The organism is Klebsiella sp. 141162 (genome assembly GCF_050600755.1).
GTDB lineage: Bacteria > Pseudomonadota > Gammaproteobacteria > Enterobacterales > Enterobacteriaceae > Klebsiella > Klebsiella aerogenes.
In genome coordinates this window covers 99,500-117,025 of sequence record NZ_JAQIRI010000004.1, presented here as the reverse complement: position 1 = coordinate 117,025, position 17,526 = coordinate 99,500, and the positions used below count along the sequence as shown (strand labels likewise).

Here is a 17,526-nt window from a genome sequence, read left to right as displayed (position 1 = left end):
TTCTACTATTGAGAATTTTTGTCAAAAATCGTCTTAAATATCTACAGCAACCGCCTGACATTATGCATGAAAAAGCCAACCAAAAACATTAAAACAGAATTTCGGACACCATTTAACTTTTTTCAATTCAGTAAGTTATGCGTAACATAAGACAATTAATTAATTCATTAAAGGTCAATTTCCAGATTTATCTTAAAACTACAGGCCTATTATTTGGCATATTTTCAGGCAAACATATCAGGTGTACATTAATCGCCACCCCGTTATCGCGAGGAGATATTTTATTACCTTAAATAAGTAATCGCAGTCGCGTACCGTCAGGTAAAAACTCATTACCCCATCCTTTTGCATTCAGCTAAAAGGCCGACGTGTTGTGCAATGGATTCTTGATGGACATATGGTAAATAGTTATGGGAAGATCAACTCGTTTCAATAAGTTATTCTTTTATCGCCGCACGACATTCTCGCTTTCAATTAGTTTATTGTTGTTAACGCCTATTCTGGCTCAGGGGGCTGAGTCGATATATGATCGGCATGTGCTACAGGCGCGTGAAGGTAATTACTCCCCTTTTCTCGATTATCTTCAGCAATATCAACAACAACATGCTTTGACGCCTGAGCAAGTCGCCGACTGGCTTCAAATTGCCTCCTGGGCTGGACGTGATGAGGAAGTAATCCAGGTCTGGCAGCGTTATCAGGTTTATATGGCGCTACCGGCACGCGGTACGGCGGCAGCGGCACAGGCTTTCCGTAATCAAAAACGGTGGTCTTCAGCGCTGGCGCTCTGGGATCAGGCAATTGGCCAGCAGCCGATGAACGACGATTATCTTATTGGTCGGATTAAAACGCTGGCCGATGCGCGCCATGACGGGCAGGCGCTAAGTGAAGCCCGCCGCTTGGTCGCCACCACCCCCAGCGCCGCTCACCTGCAGACGCTCTCCTACGTCTATTTACGTCAGGGAAAAAGCTGGGACCAGCTGCTCACCGATATGCGCGCGCAGGAACTCGCGCCGCAAAACAGAGAAACGCTCAATAGCCTGATTGATAGCCTGAGCAGCAATCGCATCAATTCGCCTGCGCTGCAATGGTCAGCGAAAACCACCTTAACGCCCGCGCAGCAGCGAAAGCTGGAAATGGACGCGGCGGCGGAGTGGGTACGGCTGGCGCACACCCCGGCCCGCGGTGAACAGGAGCGCTTTCGCCTCGCGCAAACGGCGCTCAACCGCTACGACGCGCTGTTCGCCCGTTGGCGTCAGGATCCGCAGGCCGCAGAGGATCTTGCCCGCGCGCGTATTGACCGCCTCGGCGCGCTATACACCCGCGGCTATTACGCCCAGGTCATTAAGGAATATCAGTCGCTGACCGCCGCTCAACAGCCCGTCCCTGACTGGGCCATCGGCTGGGTTATCTCCTCTTATCTTGCACAACAAAACGTCGAGGCCGCGCTGGCGATCGCCCGCCAACATCCACTTTACCGGCCGGACCCGCAAGATGATCAGCATGAATTATTTTATGCGCTGCTGGATAGCGGCCAGTATCAGGCCGCCCGCGAGTATCTCGCTAAAGTGACGAATGGCGTTCCCTACACCCGCCGCCTTTACGGCTCGCCGACGCCGCAGCCAAACGACCCGTGGCTGAACGCTCAATCGCTGAAGGTACAGTATCTACTGAGTACTAACGCGCTGCCGGAAGCCGAACGGCTCTCCGACCGACTGGCCACCACCGCGCCCGGTAATCAGGGGCTGCGCATTGACTACGCGGCGATACTACAGGCGCGTGGTTTACCCCGCGCCGCCGAACGGGAACTGAAAGCGGCGGAAGCGTTGGAGCCTTCGAACATCCCCCTCGAACGTCAGCAGGCCTACGTGGCGATGGATCTTCAGGAGTGGCGGCAGATGGAGCTATTAACCGATGACCTGCTGGCGCGCAGCCCCGAAGACCTGAGCACGCAAAAATTAGCTCGCGCTCGCGAGGTGCACCATATGTCGGAACTGCGCCTTAACAGCACGCAAGGGATCCACTCGGATAACCCGGTCAGCGGTAGCCACGACTTTAGCTGGGATGCGGCGATTTACGGCCCGCCAATTGCCGATAACTGGCGACTTTTCGCCGGTAATCGCTTCGCCAAAGGGAATTTTGATGAAGGAAAAGGCTCCAGCCGCCAGCTATTTGGCGGCATCGAATGGCGCCCGCGCGATGCCTGGGCTGAACTGGAAATCTCCAACAACAATTTCGCCGGCGACAACAAACCCGGCGCCCGACTTTCCGCCTGGCAAAGCTTCAACGACAACTGGCAAATTGGCGGCGAGGTCGAACGTCTGTCGCGGCAGACGCCGCTGCGCGCGCTGCGTAACGGTATCAGCGCCAACCGCGGCGAGGGCTGGGTTCGCTGGTATCAAAACGAACGACGCGAATATCGCTTCAGCGCCGCCGCCACCCGCTTCTCCGACCACAACCGTCGTCAGGAATATACAATCTCCGGCAAAGAGCGGCTCTGGCAATCGCCAACCATCACGCTCGATCTGGAACCTGGGCTCTCCGCCAGCGTCAACAGCCGGGCGGATACCCTGTACTACAACCCGAAACGCGACTTCGCCGCCACCTCGGCGCTGGTCGCCGATCACGTCATGTATCAGCACTACGATACCGTCTGGAGCCAGCAGCTTGCGGCAGGCGGCGGCGCCTACTGGCAAAAAGCGTATTCGACCGGCGCTATCGCCATGCTCGGCTACGGCCAGCGTATTCGCTGGAACAACGTGATCGACACCGGCGTGATGCTGAACTGGGACAAGCGTCCCTACGACGGCAAACGCGAAAGCAATCTCTCCATTGCCCTTGATGCGAATTTACGGTTTTAAGGATAAACATGGTCAACAAAAGTATCCGCATCAGCCTGATGGTTATCGGCTGGCTCCTGATGACCTGCGCGCTTCGCGCAGAAACGATTCCTTTTCTGCCGCCGGACGCGCGGCCGCAGCCTGAGGCGAATAAGCCCTGGCCACAGAATAAGTTTCTGGTATTGGCCTATCACGATGTAGAAGACGATGCCGCCGATCAGCGTTATCTGGCGGTGCGTACCAGCGCGCTCAACGATCAAATCGGCTGGCTGCTGCACAATGGTTATAAGGCCGTCAGCGTGCAAAATATTCTCGACGCCAACGCGGGGTTAATCACGCTGCCGCCAAAGGCATTTCTGCTGAGTTTCGATGATGGCTACAGCAGTTTTTACACCCGGGTCTGGCCGCTGTTAAAAGCCTGGAACGTCCCGGCACTATGGGCGCCGGTAGGCAGTTGGGTCGATACGCCGGAGCAGAAAAAAGTCGATTTCGGCGGTCTGATGACTCCGCGCGAGCGTTTCGCCACCTGGGAGATGGTGCGCGAGCTCGCGCAATCGCCGCTGGTTGAAATCGGCGCGCATACCTGGGCTTCGCACTACGGTATTCAGGCCAATCCGCAGGGTAGCCGCGAACCGGCGGTTGCCAACCGTTTTTATGATAAGGCCAGCGGACGCTACGAAAGCGACCAGCAGTTTCACCAGCGCATCGATACCGACGTGCGCAAAGTGAGCGACAAAATCGCCGACGTCACCGGCAAAGCGCCGCGCGCCTGGGTATGGCCCTACGGCGCCGCGAACGGCACATCGCTGGCTATCGCGAAAAGCCGCGGCTATCAACTGGCGTTTACCCTCGGCGATGGTCTGGGCGATGTGCGGGATTTGGATAACATTCCCCGTCTGCTTATCTCCGGCAATCCGTCGATCAAGGCCTTCGCCAGCCAGGTGACGCAAATCCAGGAGCGTGAGCCGGTTCGGGTGATGCACGTCGATCTCGATTATGTCTACGATAAAGACCCGGTTCAGCAGCGCAAAAATATCGATAAGCTGATCCAGCGTGTCTACGACATGAAAATCACTCACGTTTTCCTGCAGGCCTTTTCCGATCCGCTCGGCGACGGCACGGTGAAAGCGCTCTACTTCCCCAACCGCCGCCTGCCGATGCGCGCCGATCTCTTCAACTTCGTCGCCTGGCAATTACAAACGCGCGGCGGCGCCAAAGTGTATGCGTGGATGCCGGTGCTGGCGTTCGATCTGAACGGTTCGCTACCGCGCGTACAGCGCTGGGATGCGCAGAGCAACACGCTGCGCCAGGCCACTCGCCCCTATGTACGGCTATCGCCATGGAATAGCCAGGTGCGCGATCAGATCCGCGATATTTATCAAGACCTTGCCCGCTACGCGACCTTTGACGGCGTGCTGTTCCACGACGACGCGGTGCTGACGGATTATGAAGATGCCGGCGCCGGGGCGATGGCCGCCTGGCGGGCGGCGGGCCATTGGGAGGATATCGCGCAGATCCGCCAAAATCCCGCCACGCTGCATGCCTGGACGCGGTTTAAAAGCCAGGCGCTTATCGACTTCACCCGCACGCTCAGCCAGAGCGTAAAAGAGATCCGCGGCCCGCAGGTGAGAACCGCGCGCAATATCTTTGCCCTGCCGATCCTGCAGCCGGAAAGCGAGGCCTGGTTCGCGCAGAATCTCGATGATTTTCTGACGGCCTACGACTGGACGGTGCCGATGGCGATGCCGCTGATGGAATCGGTTCCGGTTGCGGAAAGCGATGCGTGGCTGGCGCGTCTGGTGCGCGCCGTCAGCGCCAGACCGGGCGCATTGAAGAAAACCATTTTTGAGCTGCAGGCTAAAGACTGGACTCTCCCGCAGCAGAACGCCATCCCTGACCAACAGCTGGTTGACTGGATGCGGACGTTACAGCTCAACGGCGTCAACAATTACGGCTACTACCCCGACGATTTTCTTAATAATCAGCCTGATATCTCAAAAATCAGGCCCCTGTTTTCATCGTACTGGTATCCCAACAATGACTGATCGCATTATCGCATTTTCGATTTTATGCCTGGTTTTCGGGCTACCGCTGGGCGTGGCCGCCGTTTTCACCGGCGAGTTGATACTGGATTTCGTCTTCTTCTGGCCGCTGTTTATGTCGGTGCTGTGGATAACCGGCGGGCTCTACTTCTGGTTTCAACTGGAGCGCCACTGGCCATGGGGTAAAGAGACGCCGCCGCCGGAGCTTGCGGGCGATCCGTTGATCTCCATTTTGATTCCCTGTTTTAACGAGGAGAAAAATGCCCGCGAGACCATCGAAGCCGCGCTGGCGCAGCGCTATCGCAACATTGAGGTGATCGCCATCAACGACGGTTCCTCCGACGATACCGCCAGGGTGCTTAATCAACTGGCGGAAGAGTACGCTCTGCTGCGGGTGATTCACCTGGCTGAAAATCAGGGGAAAGCGGTAGCGCTGAAAGCCGGCGCTGCCGCCGCGCGCGGGGACTTACTGGTGTGTATCGACGGCGATGCCCTGCTCGACCGCGATACCGCCGCCTACCTCGTGGCGCCGCTGATCCAATACCCCCACGTCGGCGCGGTGACCGGTAATCCGCGTATTCGTACCCGCTCGACGCTGATTGGCCGCATTCAGGTCGGCGAGTTCTCTTCGATAATCGGGCTGATCAAGCGCACCCAGCGTATTTATGGCCGGGTGTTTACCGTCTCCGGGGTGATTGCCGCTTTTCGTCGCCAGGCGCTGGCGGACGTCGGCTACTGGAGCCCGGATATGATCACCGAAGATATCGATATCAGCTGGAAGCTGCAGCTACGTCATTGGGCGATTTTCTTCGAGCCGCGGGCGCTGTGCTGGATCCTGATGCCGGAAACGCTGAAGGGACTGTGGAAACAGCGTTTACGCTGGGCGCAGGGCGGCGCCGAGGTTTTCCTGGTCAATCTGCGCCGCGTGTTTCGCTGGGAACACCACCGAATGTGGCCGCTGTTCCTCGAATATGCGCTCTCCACGCTGTGGGCCTTCGCCTATGCGGTCACCATTTTTCTGTTCATCGCCAGCCATTTTGCCCCGCTGCCGGAGAACCTGACCGTCCGCAGCCTTTTTCCGCCGGAATTTACCGGGCTACTGCTGGGGGTGATGTGTCTGCTGCAGTTTATCGCCAGCCTGTACATCGAAAGGCGCTATGAACGCGGCGTCGCCGGCTCGCTGTTCTGGGTGATCTGGTTTCCGATGGTGTACTGGATGATCGGCCTGTTAACCACCATCGTCGCCTTCCCCAAAGTCATGTTGAAACGTAAACGCGCCAGGGCTCGCTGGGTCAGCCCTGATAGAGGTAAAGGAAGAATGTCATGAACGAACAAACTCTGATATTAACCGAGCATCGCATGTTGCCGCGGATCTTTGACGGCGTGTTAACTGCCATCGCGTGGGCCGGCTTCGCCTTTTTTATGTATGCCAACCTGCTGATGCAGTTTACCGAGCGCGGTAACGACAGCTGGGACGCAATTATGGCGTCGTTTAATACCGTGCTGGTCTATTTATTGGTGGCGGCAATTAACGGCTGGCTGCTGATTTTGTGGTATCAGTACAATCTGCGCCGTTATAACGCCCGGCGGCACGGCAGCATGGCCTCGCTGCGCCATGAAGAGCTGGCGGAGAGCTTTAATATCGCGCCGCAGATCATTTCCGAGATGAGCCAATATAACCTGCTGACGGTATACCATGATCAGATTGGCAGAATTATTGATTTGAAAATCAATCAGAACGAGGAGGTCGAACGGTAACGGCCCCCCAAAAAGGCCGCATCACGCGCGGCCTTTCCTCTTTCAGCCCGGTGAGATTACTGACCGCCGGCTTTCTTAATCGCCGCATCCAGCGAGGCTTTGTCGGCCAGTCCCGGGAAGACGGTAATGGTCGCTTCGGTCGCGCCGGTAGTCGGCATGACAATCACGCCAGGCGTACCGCTTAAGCCAATCTCCTGCGCCAGCTGGTTAATGTTTTCCAGCGCCGGTTCAACATCCGCCGCTTTTTTGGCGTCAAAGTTCACCTTTTTCGCCTGCTGCTGGATGTCCGCCGCCGTCAGTTTGCCTTCGTTATGCCCGGTAGCGTAAACGCCGTTGTGGTAAGTCAGATAGGCCTCAGCCCCTTTCTGTTGATAAATCTGCAGGCCGGTTTTCGCCGCGTCCAGCGAGGTTGCCCAGCGGCTGCCGAAAATCGGCCACTCTTTAAAGGCAAAACGGGTTTGCGGATGATCTTTAATCACCTGCTCCATAACCGGTGCAAGGCGGCTACAGTAGATGCATTGATAATCGAAGAACTCGATAACGGTGACTTTACCGTTAGCCGGGCCGTAGGTTGGCGTGGCCTTATCCTGCGTCAGCTTGTCGGCATTCTTGATTACCGCCTGAGTAGCGGCGCTGGCCTGCTGCTCCGCCTGAATTTGCTGCAGCTTTTGGCTGGCCTGCAATAGCACTTCCGGATGGGCGACCAGGTAGTCAGCGGCGATTTTGCCGATGCGCGCTTCCTGCTCCGCGGTGAAAGTCGCGGCCGGCGCGTCAGCGGCGCTGGCCAGCGCCGGCAGCAGGGAAGCGCCCGCCAGGGCGAGAATAAGTAAATTCTTGATGCCAGACATATTGAAAAGTCCTTACGAAAAAGTAGACGGCAGGTGAGCCTAATCGGACAAAATATCATCCTTTGGCGGCGAATCATTGTCAGTCTATGCATTGATTCGTAACTTTATTTGTCAGACGCCACTATTCTCCCTACGGCTTGAAGGGTGGTCAGGGGCGAAGAACGAGAGTACCCTGCGCCCATCTTTTTTTGATCGACATTATTTGCAATACGAGCCAGGCATGAACGAAATATTGAGTCAGTGGGACTTCGCCGTTATTTTGCTACAAATCATCGCCATCGATTTGTTATTAGGCGGCGATAACGCGGTGGTCATCGCCATGGCCTGCCGCAAGCTGCCGGCGCATCTGCGCACCAAAGCCATTGTTATCGGGACTCTCGGCGCGATTATCGCACGGGTCGTGCTGCTGGCGGTGGCGATTTATTTGTTGTCGTTGCCGTGGCTAAAAATTGTCGGCGCGTTACTGCTACTGTGGATTGGCGTTAAGCTGGTCGCCAACGAAGAAGAAGAGAGCGATATCAGCAGCTCAAGCAGCCTGTGGCGCACCGCCGTCACCATCACCGTCGCCGATGTCATCATGTCGCTGGATAACGTACTGGCCGTGGCCGCCGCCGGTAAAGGCCATCTGTTACTGGTGGCGCTGGGGGTATTAATCAGCATTCCGATTATTGTCGCCGGTAGTAAGCTGGTGTTGGCAATCCTGACTCGCTTTCCCTCGGTCGTATTACTGGGCGGCGCGCTGATTGGCTGGATTGCCGGTTCAATGATGATAACCGATCCGACCCTGGTTCAGCTGTTCCCCAATTCCCCGAATTATCTACATTTTGTTGCCGGGGCCATTGGCGCGGCGTTGGTGCTGCTGGAAGGATGGCGCCGCAACTACCGCTCCGGCACCCCGGAATAATCACTGGACGCCGTCACCCCCGACGGCGTCAAGTTTTCGCCACTTTTCTCCGCCACCCTTTCTCATTTGCCCTACTCTTAATAGAGCCGCCTGATCCAGGGATTCTGTGACCAGATTTTTGAGCATAAATGAGATAACACCATGGAATTAAAGGATTATTATACCATTCTAGGGGTTAAGCCAACGGACGATCTGAAAACCATCAAGACCGCCTATCGCCGTTTGGCGCGTAAATATCACCCCGACGTCAGCAAAGAACCCGATGCCGAAGCAAAATTCAAAGATCTCGCCGAAGCATGGGAAGTCCTCAAAGACGATCAGCGTCGCGCCGAATATGACCAACTTTGGCAGCACCGCAACGATCCGCAGTTCAACCGCCAGCAGCACGCCCACGAACAAAGCTACAGCCAGCAGGACTTCGACGATATCTTCTCCTCGATGTTCGGCCAGCAGGCGCATCACGCCCGCCGCCAGCGCGCCGAGCGCGGCCACGATGTCGAAATCGAAGTGGCGGTGTTCCTCGAAGAAACCCTCACCGAACAGACCCGTACCATCAGCTACAAGCTGCCGGTCTATAACGTCTTCGGCATGGTTGAGAGTGAAACGCCGAAAACGCTGAATGTGAAAATTCCGGCCGGGGTCAGCGATGGCCAGCGTATTCGCCTGAAAGGCCAGGGGACACCGGGCGAAAACGGCGGCCCAAATGGCGATCTGTGGCTGGTGATTCACATCGCGCCGCATCCGCTGTTCGACATCAACGGTCATAACCTGGAGATCGTACTGCCGCTGGCGCCGTGGGAAGCCGCGCTGGGGACGAAAGTCACCGTACCGACGCTAAAAGAGAGCATTCTGCTGACAATACCGGCGGGCAGCCAGGCAGGGCAACGGCTACGCATCAAGGGCAAAGGGTTGGTGAGCAAAACCCACACCGGCGATTTGTTCGCCGTCATCAAAATTGTCATGCCGCCAAAACCAGATGAAAAAGCGCGTGAGCTCTGGCAGCAGCTCGCCGAAAGCGAAGCCAGCTTCGATCCGCGTAAGACATGGGGGAAAGCCTGATGGCTAAAGTAACAGTGACGTTTACCATCACCGAGTTGTGCCTGCGCACCGGGGTGTCGGAAGAGGAACTGACGGAGATCGTCGGCTTAGGGATGATTGAGCCACACCAGCCGCAGGCTGAAACCTGGCTGTTTGACGACAGCGCGGTAACGATTGTGCATCGCGCGGTGCGCCTGCGTAACGAGCTGGAGCTGGACTGGCCGGGGATTGCGGTGGCGCTGACGCTGCTGGATGAAAATGCGCGCCTAACCCGCGAGAATCGCCTGCTGCAGCAGCGACTGGCCCGCTTTTTGACCCACAGCTAAGCGGAGTTCCCGGGTCGCGGCGTTCCGCCTTACCCGGGCTACAGCTCGCTCACGGCGCAAACCGTAGCCCGGCTGAGCGTAGCGAAAGCCGGGATAAGCGCTTAATCCGGCAGCGAGCCGGCGAGATTACGCGCGGAGACGCTCTCGCTCACCGGGGCTGGCGGCTCGGGCGCCTTAACCGGCGCAGCCGCTGGCGCGGATGCCGGAGCGGAAGACGCTGGCTGAATCTCAAGAAACGAGGCCAGCATTCTACGCAACGTCTCCGGCGGCGTATCTTCCGCCAGCAGCGCCGCCAGCATTGACGGCAGCCGGCTATCAACTTCACCCAATGCTAACCCCGCCAACAGCGCCGTACGCGACATATCCCCGCGATCGCCGCGATGATGGGCCTCAATTTTCGCGTCCGCAAAGCGCTCGCTGGCGCTGATATCCGGGCGCAGGTAAATCAGAACCTTTCTGCGGTCCAGAGTCATAGACGCTCCTTAACCAATAATTTTCAGACCACGCACGAGGGCGAACTGCGGCTCGTCGGCCACCACAAAGCGATCTTCGCGCAGACCCATGCGTTCGCGAATCGCATCGGCAACCAGCGGCGCGCCGCCGCCAATCACGATGGCGTGCGAATAGCCTTTAAAACTATCAATCGCCGTCAGAACGCGAGTCGTCAGGCGTTCGATGCTATTAGAGATAACCTTTTTCACCTCCGATACCGCATCCGGATCGTTGATGTTATCGGTCAAATACTCTTCGTCGTGGCGGTTGATGATTATCTGGTCAACGTTATAGCTCGAGGTATCGGTATTCGCCCGGGCCAGCGCCAGCTTAACGGCGTCGGTCACCAGCGACACGCCCAGCTTCGGGTCGCCGTAAATGCGCGAAACCGAGGTCATCTGCCCGGCCACCATCGAAATATCCAGCGTGGTGCCGCCGAGGTCGACAATCAGCACCGAATGAGATGGTTTAAGCTCATCGCACAGGCTAATACCCGCCGGAATGGATTCCGGACGCACGGTGACTTTGGTGATATTGAACACCACGCCTTTATTCAGTTTAACTTCGCGCAGCAGGCTCTTTTTCTTACGCTCAATGTTATCAAGACGATATTGCGCATCTTCATCATAAAATTCGGTCAGCGGCAGGGTGACCACAATCTCGACATCCTGCGGTTCCAGACCACTGGTCAGCAGCGCATGATGGACAGCGATGGAGTTCAATGGGCTGTATTGCCAATCAATATTGTTGGTGGGTAACGCATCGGGGGTGATCAGGTCGAAAGAGTACTTTTCATCATCCACGGTGTAGTTAAATGGCTTCCCGGCGCCGAAAGTGGCAGACCAGCCGCGCTTGAAACTATTGGGGCTGATATGGGTGAAAGTTTCGCCATCTTGCTCCCACAGCATTTTGATATTGGTTGAACCATCATCGATAAAAATGCGCATCGCATTGCTCCATCACTGAGACAAATAAGAGAAAATGTAAGACCCAAAAAGAGTAGCAAGAGTTAAAAAGCAGCGCAAGAGCACGAAAAAGAGACAATTCTGAGTTTTATTTGAGAAACAATGGATATTTCAATTAACCCATTGAGCTCAAAGAGAGAACTATAAGAGACAAATCAGAGAACTTAAGATTTTCATTTCTGTCTGTTTTAAACGCTATTTTTGCGCAAAAAGAGAGCATCCCTCCCCTCTTTCGCCAGCGGTTTTCGCACGCTTTTTACACCTGATTGGGTACCACAATCGGCCGTTCCGGCTCGACGACATTTTCCGGTACCCGACGATATTTATCCAGCAGGTGAATCTGAATACGTCGCAACATATCGCCATTCAGCTTGTAATAACGGAAATAAAGAAACAGCGTCAGGGCAAAAAAGAGCGTCGGCAGCGCAATCATAATCGCCTGCATCCCCAGCAGCGTGTGAGGCGATTGCGCCGTATTCGGCACGTAGCCAATGATACCGAGCACGATGGCGATAAACCAGGCCGCAAACGCCGAACCGGCTTTGACCACCAGCGTCTGCACCGAGTAGGCGATGCTTTCGCAGCGGATATTCATCGTATATTCGCCGTAATCAACGGTATCGGCCACCATAATGACCTGTAGCACCCAGAACAGCGCGGTGCCGATATTCAACAGCACCCCGGCCAGCGAAATCAGCGCGATGTTGTAAACGCCGCTCAGCGCCATCAGCAACAGCACGCCGCAGCCCAGCACCGGCATGATAGATGCTCCCGCCCACAGAATGCGCCGCGACAGCCCTTTCACCAGCCGTGGGAACAGGATCAGCGTCAGCAAATTCGCCGCCCCCGCGTAGGACATGTAATACGGGAACATCTCCGCGCTGCCGATAACGTAGGTAAAGTAATAAATCGCGAAGCCGGCGATAATATTCGCCGCCGTGTTATAGGCCAGCGCCATGCCCAACAGGCAGGCCAGCTGATCGTTTTTATAGATGAGCGCCACCATCTGGCGCAGTGAAAGATGGCTGGAATCCTCGCTCACGCCGCTATCCGACGAGTAAACCTCATGGACGTTGCGTAAGGTAACGAGGGTGGAGACCACGAAGAAGGCAATCAGCACCAGGGTAAACATCTGGAAACCGAAGCCGCGATCGGCGCCGCCGACGGCGCTGACAAACGGCAGCGTGACGCCGGCGGTCACAAACCCGGCAAGGCTGGCGAAAAAGCGCGGGTAAGGCACCAGTTGTTCACGTTCGCGTTTATCAAGGGTAATGGTCGGCACCAGCGACCAGAACGGCACATCCATGATGGTATAGGTGAAGCCCCACAGCAGGTAGGTCAGCCACACCCACGCCAGTAGCGCTCCGCCGCTGAAGTGATGGGCGCTGAACAGCATATACAGCACCACCGAGTTGGTGATAGTCCCGATCAGGATCCACGGCTTGAACTTCCCCCATCGCGATCGCGTGCAGTTGACGATCCATCCCATGATCGGATCGGCTATCGCATCGAGGATCCTCGCCACCAGGAACAAGGTGCCAACCACCCCAACCGATAAGCCAACAATATCGGTGTAGTAATACATCAGATACATGTAAACGATACCGATAGCGAAATCTTTACCAAAGGCACCAAATCCGTAGCTGAGCTTTGTTGTCATTGAAATACTCATAGGGTACAGGTCGCTGTCGCCAGCGCCTCCTTTAGCGTTTGATAGAGCATGGCAGGCGCCGCCGGGCCAGATCCCCCGGCGGCATGAGAAAATTAACGGTGCAGCCAGGCCGGCAGCCAGTCGCCGTGGCTGGCGATCAGATCGTCCACCAGCGCGTAGATCTCTTCGATCCCCAGCACCGCGGCGGTGTGCGGATCCATCATCGTGGCGTAATAAACGTAATCGCGATTTTCCGTCAGGATGGCCTCCGTTAGCAGCGTCTGCACGTTGATGTTGGTCTGCATCAGCGCCGCCAGATGCGCCGGTAGCACGCCGATTTTCGTCGGCTGGATACCGTTAGCGTCCACCAGACAAGGGACTTCGACGCAACAGCCCTGCGGCAGATTGTCGATGAGATCATCGTTACGTACGTTGCCATACACGACGCTTGGCTCGCCGGTCCAGATAGCGTTCATGATGGTGCTGGCATACTCGCGTGAAGGTTTAACCTCGATCCGCTCGCCGCTCTTATAGCTCTCCAGCTCTTTATGCCAGTTGGCCAGCTGCTCGACGCAGCGTTTAGGGTACTCATCCAGCGGCACTTTATAGCGGGCGATAAGATCGTCGCGCCCCGGCTTGATAAACCATGGCGTGTATTCGGCGAAATGCTCCGACGATTCGGTGACAAAGTAGCCCAGCTTTTTGAACATCTCATAGCGGACAATGTTTTCGCAGCGCGGATTGCCATGCAGGTTCGGCTTCGGCGCCAGTCCTTCGGCGTAGGCCTGCAGCAGGTCGGGGTAGATACTGACGTAGCTGCCGTCCGCGAGCTTTTTCTCCAGCGACAGATAGAACGCCATATGGTTAATGCCCGCGCAGCGGTAACGTAAATCCGCCGGGTCGAGGTTAAGGTCGCGCGCCAGCTCTTCCGCTGTGCCTTGCACCGAATGGCACAGACCCACCTGCTTGATATGCGGGTAGCGGGCGTACATCGCCCAGGTGTTCATCGCCATCGGATTAACGTAGTTAAGCATGGTGGCGTCCGGGCAGACCTCGCTCATATCGTCGCAGATAGCCCACAGGTGCGGGATGGTGCGCAGCGCGCGCATAATGCCTCCCGGCCCCAGCGTATCGGCAATGGTCTGCTCAAGCCCGTGGCGTTTACACACTGCAAAATCGGTGACGGTACAGGGCTCATAGCCGCCAATCTGGAAGGCGACGACGACAAAATCGGCGTCCCGCAAGGCGGTTTTACGATCGCGATGGCAGCTAATTTCGCCATTCGCGCCGACGGAATCCATCAGCTTTCGCACCACGGTATGCGACTCTTCCAGCCGGGTTTCATCGATATCCATCAGCGCGATATGCGCCGATTTCAGCGCCGGGCGCTGGAACACATCACCGAGTATATTTTTAACAAACACCGTCGAACCGGCGCCGATAAAGGTAATTTTGGGGGCAGACATCGCGCTCTCTCCATCAGGTCATTGAACACTTTCAGAGTGGCATGCCGCTCTCCGCTGCGCTGCCCCGTTCCCGCCGGAGCATTCCCGGAAACTCAGATCGGCCATTGAACGCCACAAAATCTGAGTTTTTGGGAATAGATCGGCTTAAAAGGAGAGAAAACGGGCCGATGATTCCGCTAAGCTGTAATCAGTTCAGGCTAAAAACGCAGCCACTCTGACGATCCAGGAATCCGCCCATGATGGAACACCGCTTCACTTCCCTGCCCCCCGACCCGCACATGTGCAGCAGCGATGAAAAGCAGAGCCGCAGCCCGCTGGCGCTCTATTCCGAGTATCAGCGCATGGATATCGAACTGCGCCCGCCGCACGCCATGGCCACCAGCCACTGGCACGGCCAGGTAGAGGTCAACGTGCCGTTCGACGGCGACGTGGAGTATTTGATTAACAATGAAGTGGTGCGCATTGAGAAAGGCTATATCACCCTGTTTTGGGCCTGTACGCCGCATCAACTGACCCGCCCGGGCGACTGCCAGCAGATGGCGATATTCAACCTGCCGATGCATCTGTTTCTGTCGTGGCCGCTGGATCGCGAACTGATAAATCACGTCACCCACGGGATGGTGATTAAATCTCTCGCCGCCCAGCAGTTAAGCGCTTTTGAAGTACGGCGTTGGCAGCAGGAGTTGAATCACGAGAATGAACAGATTCGCCAGTTGGCGATCGATGAAATCGCCCTGATGCTCAAGCGGCTGAGCCTCGCCGGCTGGCAGCCGATTCTGGTCAACAAAACCTCGCGCACCCACAAGAACAGCGTCTCGCGCCACGCGCAATTTTACGTTAGCCAGATGCTGGAATTTATCGCCGCCCATTATGACCAGGCGCTGACCGTCGATGCCGTCGCCGAGCACGTTAAACTTAACCCAAACTACGCGATGGGCGTTTTTCAGCGGGTGATGCAGCAGACCATGAAGCAGTACATTACCGCCATGCGCATCAATCACGTGCGCGCGCTGCTAAGCGATACCGATAAGACCATCCTTGATATCGCCCTCACCGCCGGGTTCCGGTCCAGCAGCCGCTTCTACAGCACCTTTACCCGCTACGTCGGCATGCCGCCGCAGCAGTACCGTAAATTGAGCCAACAGCGCCGCCACAGCCTTGCGTCGCCGCAGCCATAAAAAATGCCGCCGGGGTCTCCCCAGGCGGCATCGTGAACAGTGAAAAACGGTTAGTCGTTGATACGCGGATGCTGCTGTACCAGACGGGCGCGTTTTTCCTGCAGGTCGGCGATTTCCTGATCGATATCTTCGATTTTATGCTCGATGTTATCGTAGTGCTCGCCCAGAATTTCTTTCGCTTCCTGGATATCGGACGCCGCCGGTGTCGCCCCTTTCAGCGGACGGTTAGCGGTCTCTTTCATCGACAGGCCGGTAATCAGGCCGATCACCGCAATCACCATCAGATAGTAAGCCGGCATCATCAGGTTCTGAGTGGTTTCCACCAGCCATGCCGCCAGCGTCGGCGTCAGACCGGCGATCAGCACCGAGATATTAAAGGCGCTGGCCAGAGCGCTGAAGCGGATATGGGTCGGGAACATCGCCGGCAGCGATGAGGCCATCACGCCGATAAAGCAGTTCAGCACCACCGCCAGCAGCAGCAGACCGGCGAAGATCAGGCCAATCACGTTACTGTTAATCATGATAAAGGCCGGGATAGACAGCGTGAACAGCGCGACGCTACCCACCAGGATAAACGGACGGCGGCCAAAACGGTCGCTCAGCATGCCGATAACCGGCTGGACAAACAGCATGCCGACCATGATGGCGATAATAATCAGTACGCCGTGATCTTCCGAGTAGTGCAGGTTATGCGACAGGTAGCTCGGCATGTAGGTCAACAGCATGTAATAGGTCACGTTGGTGGAAATCACCAGACCAATACAGGTCAGCAGGCTGCGCCAGTGTTTGGTGGCAATCTCTTTAAAGGAGACCTTAGGACCTTCCTGCAGACCTTCGCGGTCGCCCTGTTCAAGGGTATCCACGTGCTGCTGGAACGCCGGCGTCTCTTCCAGCGCGTGACGCAGGTACAAGCCGATAATCCCTAGCGGCAGCGCCAGGAAGAACGGGATACGCCAGCCCCAGTCGAGGAAGTTATCTTCACCCACGACGCTGGAAATCAGTACCACCACGCCTGCGCCCATTACGAAGCCGGCAATCGAACCGAAGTCCAGCCAGCTGCCCATAAACCCGCGTTTACGGTCAGGCGAGTATTCGGCTACGAAGATCGACGCCCCGGTATATTCGCCGCCCACCGAGAAGCCCTGCGCCATTTTACACAGCAGCAGCAGAATCGGCGCCCAGATACCAATGGTGGCATACGACGGAATAAGACCGATACAGAATGTACTTATCGACATAATAACGATGGTGATCGCTAAGATTTTTTGTCGACCGTATTTATCGCCGAGCATCCCGAAGAACAGGCCGCCGAGCGGACGAATCAAGAAGGGAACCGAGAAAGTACCGAGCGCGGCAATCATCTGCACGCTGGGATCGGCATCGGGGAAGAAGACTTTACCAAGGGCATAAGCCACAAAACCATACACACCGAAATCGAACCACTCCATCGCATTACCGAGCGAGGCCGCGGTGATGGCTTTTCGCAACTTACCATCATCGATGATGGTGACATCCCTAAGCGTAATCGGCTTTATTTTTTTCCTTTTAAGCATACTTTTCCTCTGTGCTATCGCCTTGAGCGCACGACTCCTCGCCAAATGACGAGGTCATTCGCGACGTACGTTGGGAGCGGCGAAGTGCTGTGCTCCACATTTCAAGCGTAGCAGGTTTGCCTGCACTGTCTTTCTGACAGAGTGTACAACCGAACCTGTTGACGCCTGCTCTGGCCTTAAATTAATAATTCACTTACCAAATAAGCAGTGACGAATTTACTTACATCCCTTTTTACCCTACCAGCGTTTAAATTTGGGATCAACTTCACGAAAAATTCGCCCAGCTTAATTACAGAGCCAAATAAAATGAATAAGTTCAATCTCTGTTTCGCCGCCGATGTTTATTTATGGACTTTATTAACGTCTGTTTTTCAGCATATTCTCCGTAAAGCCAAAATAATTACCCTGCGTTATTTCCTGGAAAAAATACCCGACAAAAGTGCGGGATTGCGCTATAATCAGCCGCAC

Annotated in this window: 14 protein-coding genes; 8 read left to right on the top strand and 6 right to left on the bottom strand. The window is 56.0% G+C overall.

Annotated features, from left to right (window positions below; genetic code table 11):
- Positions 1-410 precede the first annotated feature (410 nt).
- Genes pgaA through pgaD form a run of 4 tightly spaced genes read left to right on the top strand, consistent with a single transcriptional unit; the run spans position 411 to position 6,637 of the window.
- Positions 411-2,858 carry a poly-beta-1,6 N-acetyl-D-glucosamine export porin PgaA gene (pgaA, locus tag PGR23_RS14205; RefSeq protein ID WP_047078505.1) on the top strand — a complete coding sequence of 816 codons (2,448 nt, stop codon included), beginning with the start codon at positions 411-413 and terminating at the stop codon, positions 2,856-2,858.
- Between the two features lie 38 nt (positions 2,859-2,896).
- A complete protein-coding gene (gene pgaB, locus PGR23_RS14200; RefSeq protein ID WP_380377833.1) occupies positions 2,897-4,882 on the top strand; it encodes a poly-beta-1,6-N-acetyl-D-glucosamine N-deacetylase PgaB in 1,986 nt (661 codons plus the stop codon).
- Complete coding sequence (gene pgaC / locus PGR23_RS14195) at positions 4,875-6,206, top strand: poly-beta-1,6-N-acetyl-D-glucosamine synthase (RefSeq protein WP_047046346.1); 1,332 nt, start codon at positions 4,875-4,877, stop codon at positions 6,204-6,206. The genes pgaB and pgaC overlap by 8 nt, the downstream gene beginning before the upstream one ends.
- Positions 6,203-6,637, top strand: coding sequence for a poly-beta-1,6-N-acetyl-D-glucosamine biosynthesis protein PgaD (pgaD, locus tag PGR23_RS14190; protein ID WP_315712205.1), 435 nt, complete (start codon positions 6,203-6,205; stop codon positions 6,635-6,637). Before pgaC ends, pgaD begins: the two co-directional genes overlap by 4 nt.
- A gap of 56 nt (positions 6,638-6,693) precedes the next feature.
- On the opposite strand, the gene PGR23_RS14185 is transcribed toward pgaD, so the two are convergent.
- Positions 6,694-7,485 (bottom strand): DsbA family protein, encoded by a 792-nt coding sequence (locus PGR23_RS14185; protein WP_015704089.1) that lies wholly within the window; start codon positions 7,483-7,485, stop codon positions 6,694-6,696.
- Positions 7,486-7,705: 220 nt separating this feature from the next.
- Between PGR23_RS14185 and PGR23_RS14180 the strand changes: the two genes are divergently transcribed.
- The 3 genes from PGR23_RS14180 to cbpM all read left to right on the top strand — a co-directional run bounded on the left by PGR23_RS14180 (position 7,706) and on the right by cbpM (position 9,753).
- Positions 7,706-8,389, top strand: a complete 684-nt coding sequence (locus tag PGR23_RS14180) for a TerC family protein (protein ID WP_045396487.1) — start codon at positions 7,706-7,708, stop codon at positions 8,387-8,389.
- Positions 8,390-8,530: 141 nt separating this feature from the next.
- Positions 8,531-9,448, top strand: coding sequence for a curved DNA-binding protein (gene cbpA, locus PGR23_RS14175; protein WP_047046356.1), 918 nt, complete (start codon positions 8,531-8,533; stop codon positions 9,446-9,448).
- Positions 9,448-9,753: a chaperone modulator CbpM gene (cbpM, locus tag PGR23_RS14170; RefSeq protein WP_015368685.1), complete on the top strand. Its 306-nt coding sequence runs from the start codon at positions 9,448-9,450 to the stop codon at positions 9,751-9,753. Before cbpA ends, cbpM begins: the two co-directional genes overlap by 1 nt.
- Positions 9,754-9,854: 101 nt before the next feature.
- On the opposite strand, the gene PGR23_RS14165 is transcribed toward cbpM, so the two are convergent.
- From PGR23_RS14165 to PGR23_RS14150, 4 genes are all read right to left on the bottom strand, one after another.
- Positions 9,855-10,226: a plasmid partitioning/stability family protein gene (locus PGR23_RS14165; RefSeq protein WP_015704087.1), complete on the bottom strand. Its 372-nt coding sequence runs from the start codon at positions 10,224-10,226 to the stop codon at positions 9,855-9,857.
- A gap of 9 nt (positions 10,227-10,235) precedes the next feature.
- Positions 10,236-11,192, bottom strand: coding sequence for a plasmid stability protein StbA (locus PGR23_RS14160; protein WP_015368687.1), 957 nt, complete (start codon positions 11,190-11,192; stop codon positions 10,236-10,238).
- Between the two features lie 274 nt (positions 11,193-11,466).
- Positions 11,467-12,882 (bottom strand): melibiose:sodium transporter MelB, encoded by a 1,416-nt coding sequence (melB, locus tag PGR23_RS14155; RefSeq protein WP_047046360.1) that lies wholly within the window; start codon positions 12,880-12,882, stop codon positions 11,467-11,469.
- Positions 12,883-12,974: 92 nt separating this feature from the next.
- Entirely contained in the window at positions 12,975-14,327 is a 1,353-nt protein-coding gene (locus PGR23_RS14150; RefSeq protein WP_396280010.1) for an alpha-glucosidase/alpha-galactosidase, read from the bottom strand.
- A gap of 239 nt (positions 14,328-14,566) precedes the next feature.
- Between PGR23_RS14150 and melR the strand changes: the two genes are divergently transcribed.
- On the top strand, positions 14,567-15,505 hold the full coding sequence (melR, locus tag PGR23_RS14145) for a transcriptional regulator MelR (RefSeq protein ID WP_032715623.1): 939 nt from the start codon (positions 14,567-14,569) through the stop codon (positions 15,503-15,505).
- A 50-nt stretch (positions 15,506-15,555) separates the two neighbouring features.
- Here melR and proP read toward each other — a convergent pair whose 3' ends face one another.
- The gene (gene proP, locus PGR23_RS14140; RefSeq protein WP_047078509.1) at positions 15,556-17,058 is read right to left on the bottom strand and encodes a glycine betaine/L-proline transporter ProP; all 1,503 of its coding nucleotides are present in this window, start codon (positions 17,056-17,058) and stop codon (positions 15,556-15,558) included.
- Positions 17,059-17,526: the final 468 nt, after the last annotated feature.

Bases quoted from the DNA above. Each gene is read 5' to 3' on its own strand.
- pgaC (WP_047046346.1), top strand. From the start codon at position 4,875: ATGACTGATCGCATTATCGCATTTTCGATTTTATGCCTGGTTTTCGGG.
- pgaA (WP_047078505.1), top strand. From the start codon at position 411: ATGGGAAGATCAACTCGTTTCAATAAGTTATTCTTTTATCGCCGCACG.
- cbpA (WP_047046356.1), top strand. From the start codon at position 8,531: ATGGAATTAAAGGATTATTATACCATTCTAGGGGTTAAGCCAACGGAC.
- melB (WP_047046360.1), bottom strand. From the start codon at position 12,882: ATGAGTATTTCAATGACAACAAAGCTCAGCTACGGATTTGGTGCCTTT.
- PGR23_RS14150 (WP_396280010.1), bottom strand. From the start codon at position 14,327: ATGTCTGCCCCCAAAATTACCTTTATCGGCGCCGGTTCGACGGTGTTT.
- PGR23_RS14160 (WP_015368687.1), bottom strand. From the start codon at position 11,192: ATGCGCATTTTTATCGATGATGGTTCAACCAATATCAAAATGCTGTGG.
- PGR23_RS14185 (WP_015704089.1), bottom strand. From the start codon at position 7,485: ATGTCTGGCATCAAGAATTTACTTATTCTCGCCCTGGCGGGCGCTTCC.
- melR (WP_032715623.1), top strand. From the start codon at position 14,567: ATGGAACACCGCTTCACTTCCCTGCCCCCCGACCCGCACATGTGCAGC.
- PGR23_RS14165 (WP_015704087.1), bottom strand. From the start codon at position 10,226: ATGACTCTGGACCGCAGAAAGGTTCTGATTTACCTGCGCCCGGATATC.
- proP (WP_047078509.1), bottom strand. From the start codon at position 17,058: ATGCTTAAAAGGAAAAAAATAAAGCCGATTACGCTTAGGGATGTCACC.
- cbpM (WP_015368685.1), top strand. From the start codon at position 9,448: ATGGCTAAAGTAACAGTGACGTTTACCATCACCGAGTTGTGCCTGCGC.
- pgaB (WP_380377833.1), top strand. From the start codon at position 2,897: ATGGTTATCGGCTGGCTCCTGATGACCTGCGCGCTTCGCGCAGAAACG.
- PGR23_RS14180 (WP_045396487.1), top strand. From the start codon at position 7,706: ATGAACGAAATATTGAGTCAGTGGGACTTCGCCGTTATTTTGCTACAA.
- pgaD (WP_315712205.1), top strand. From the start codon at position 6,203: ATGAACGAACAAACTCTGATATTAACCGAGCATCGCATGTTGCCGCGG.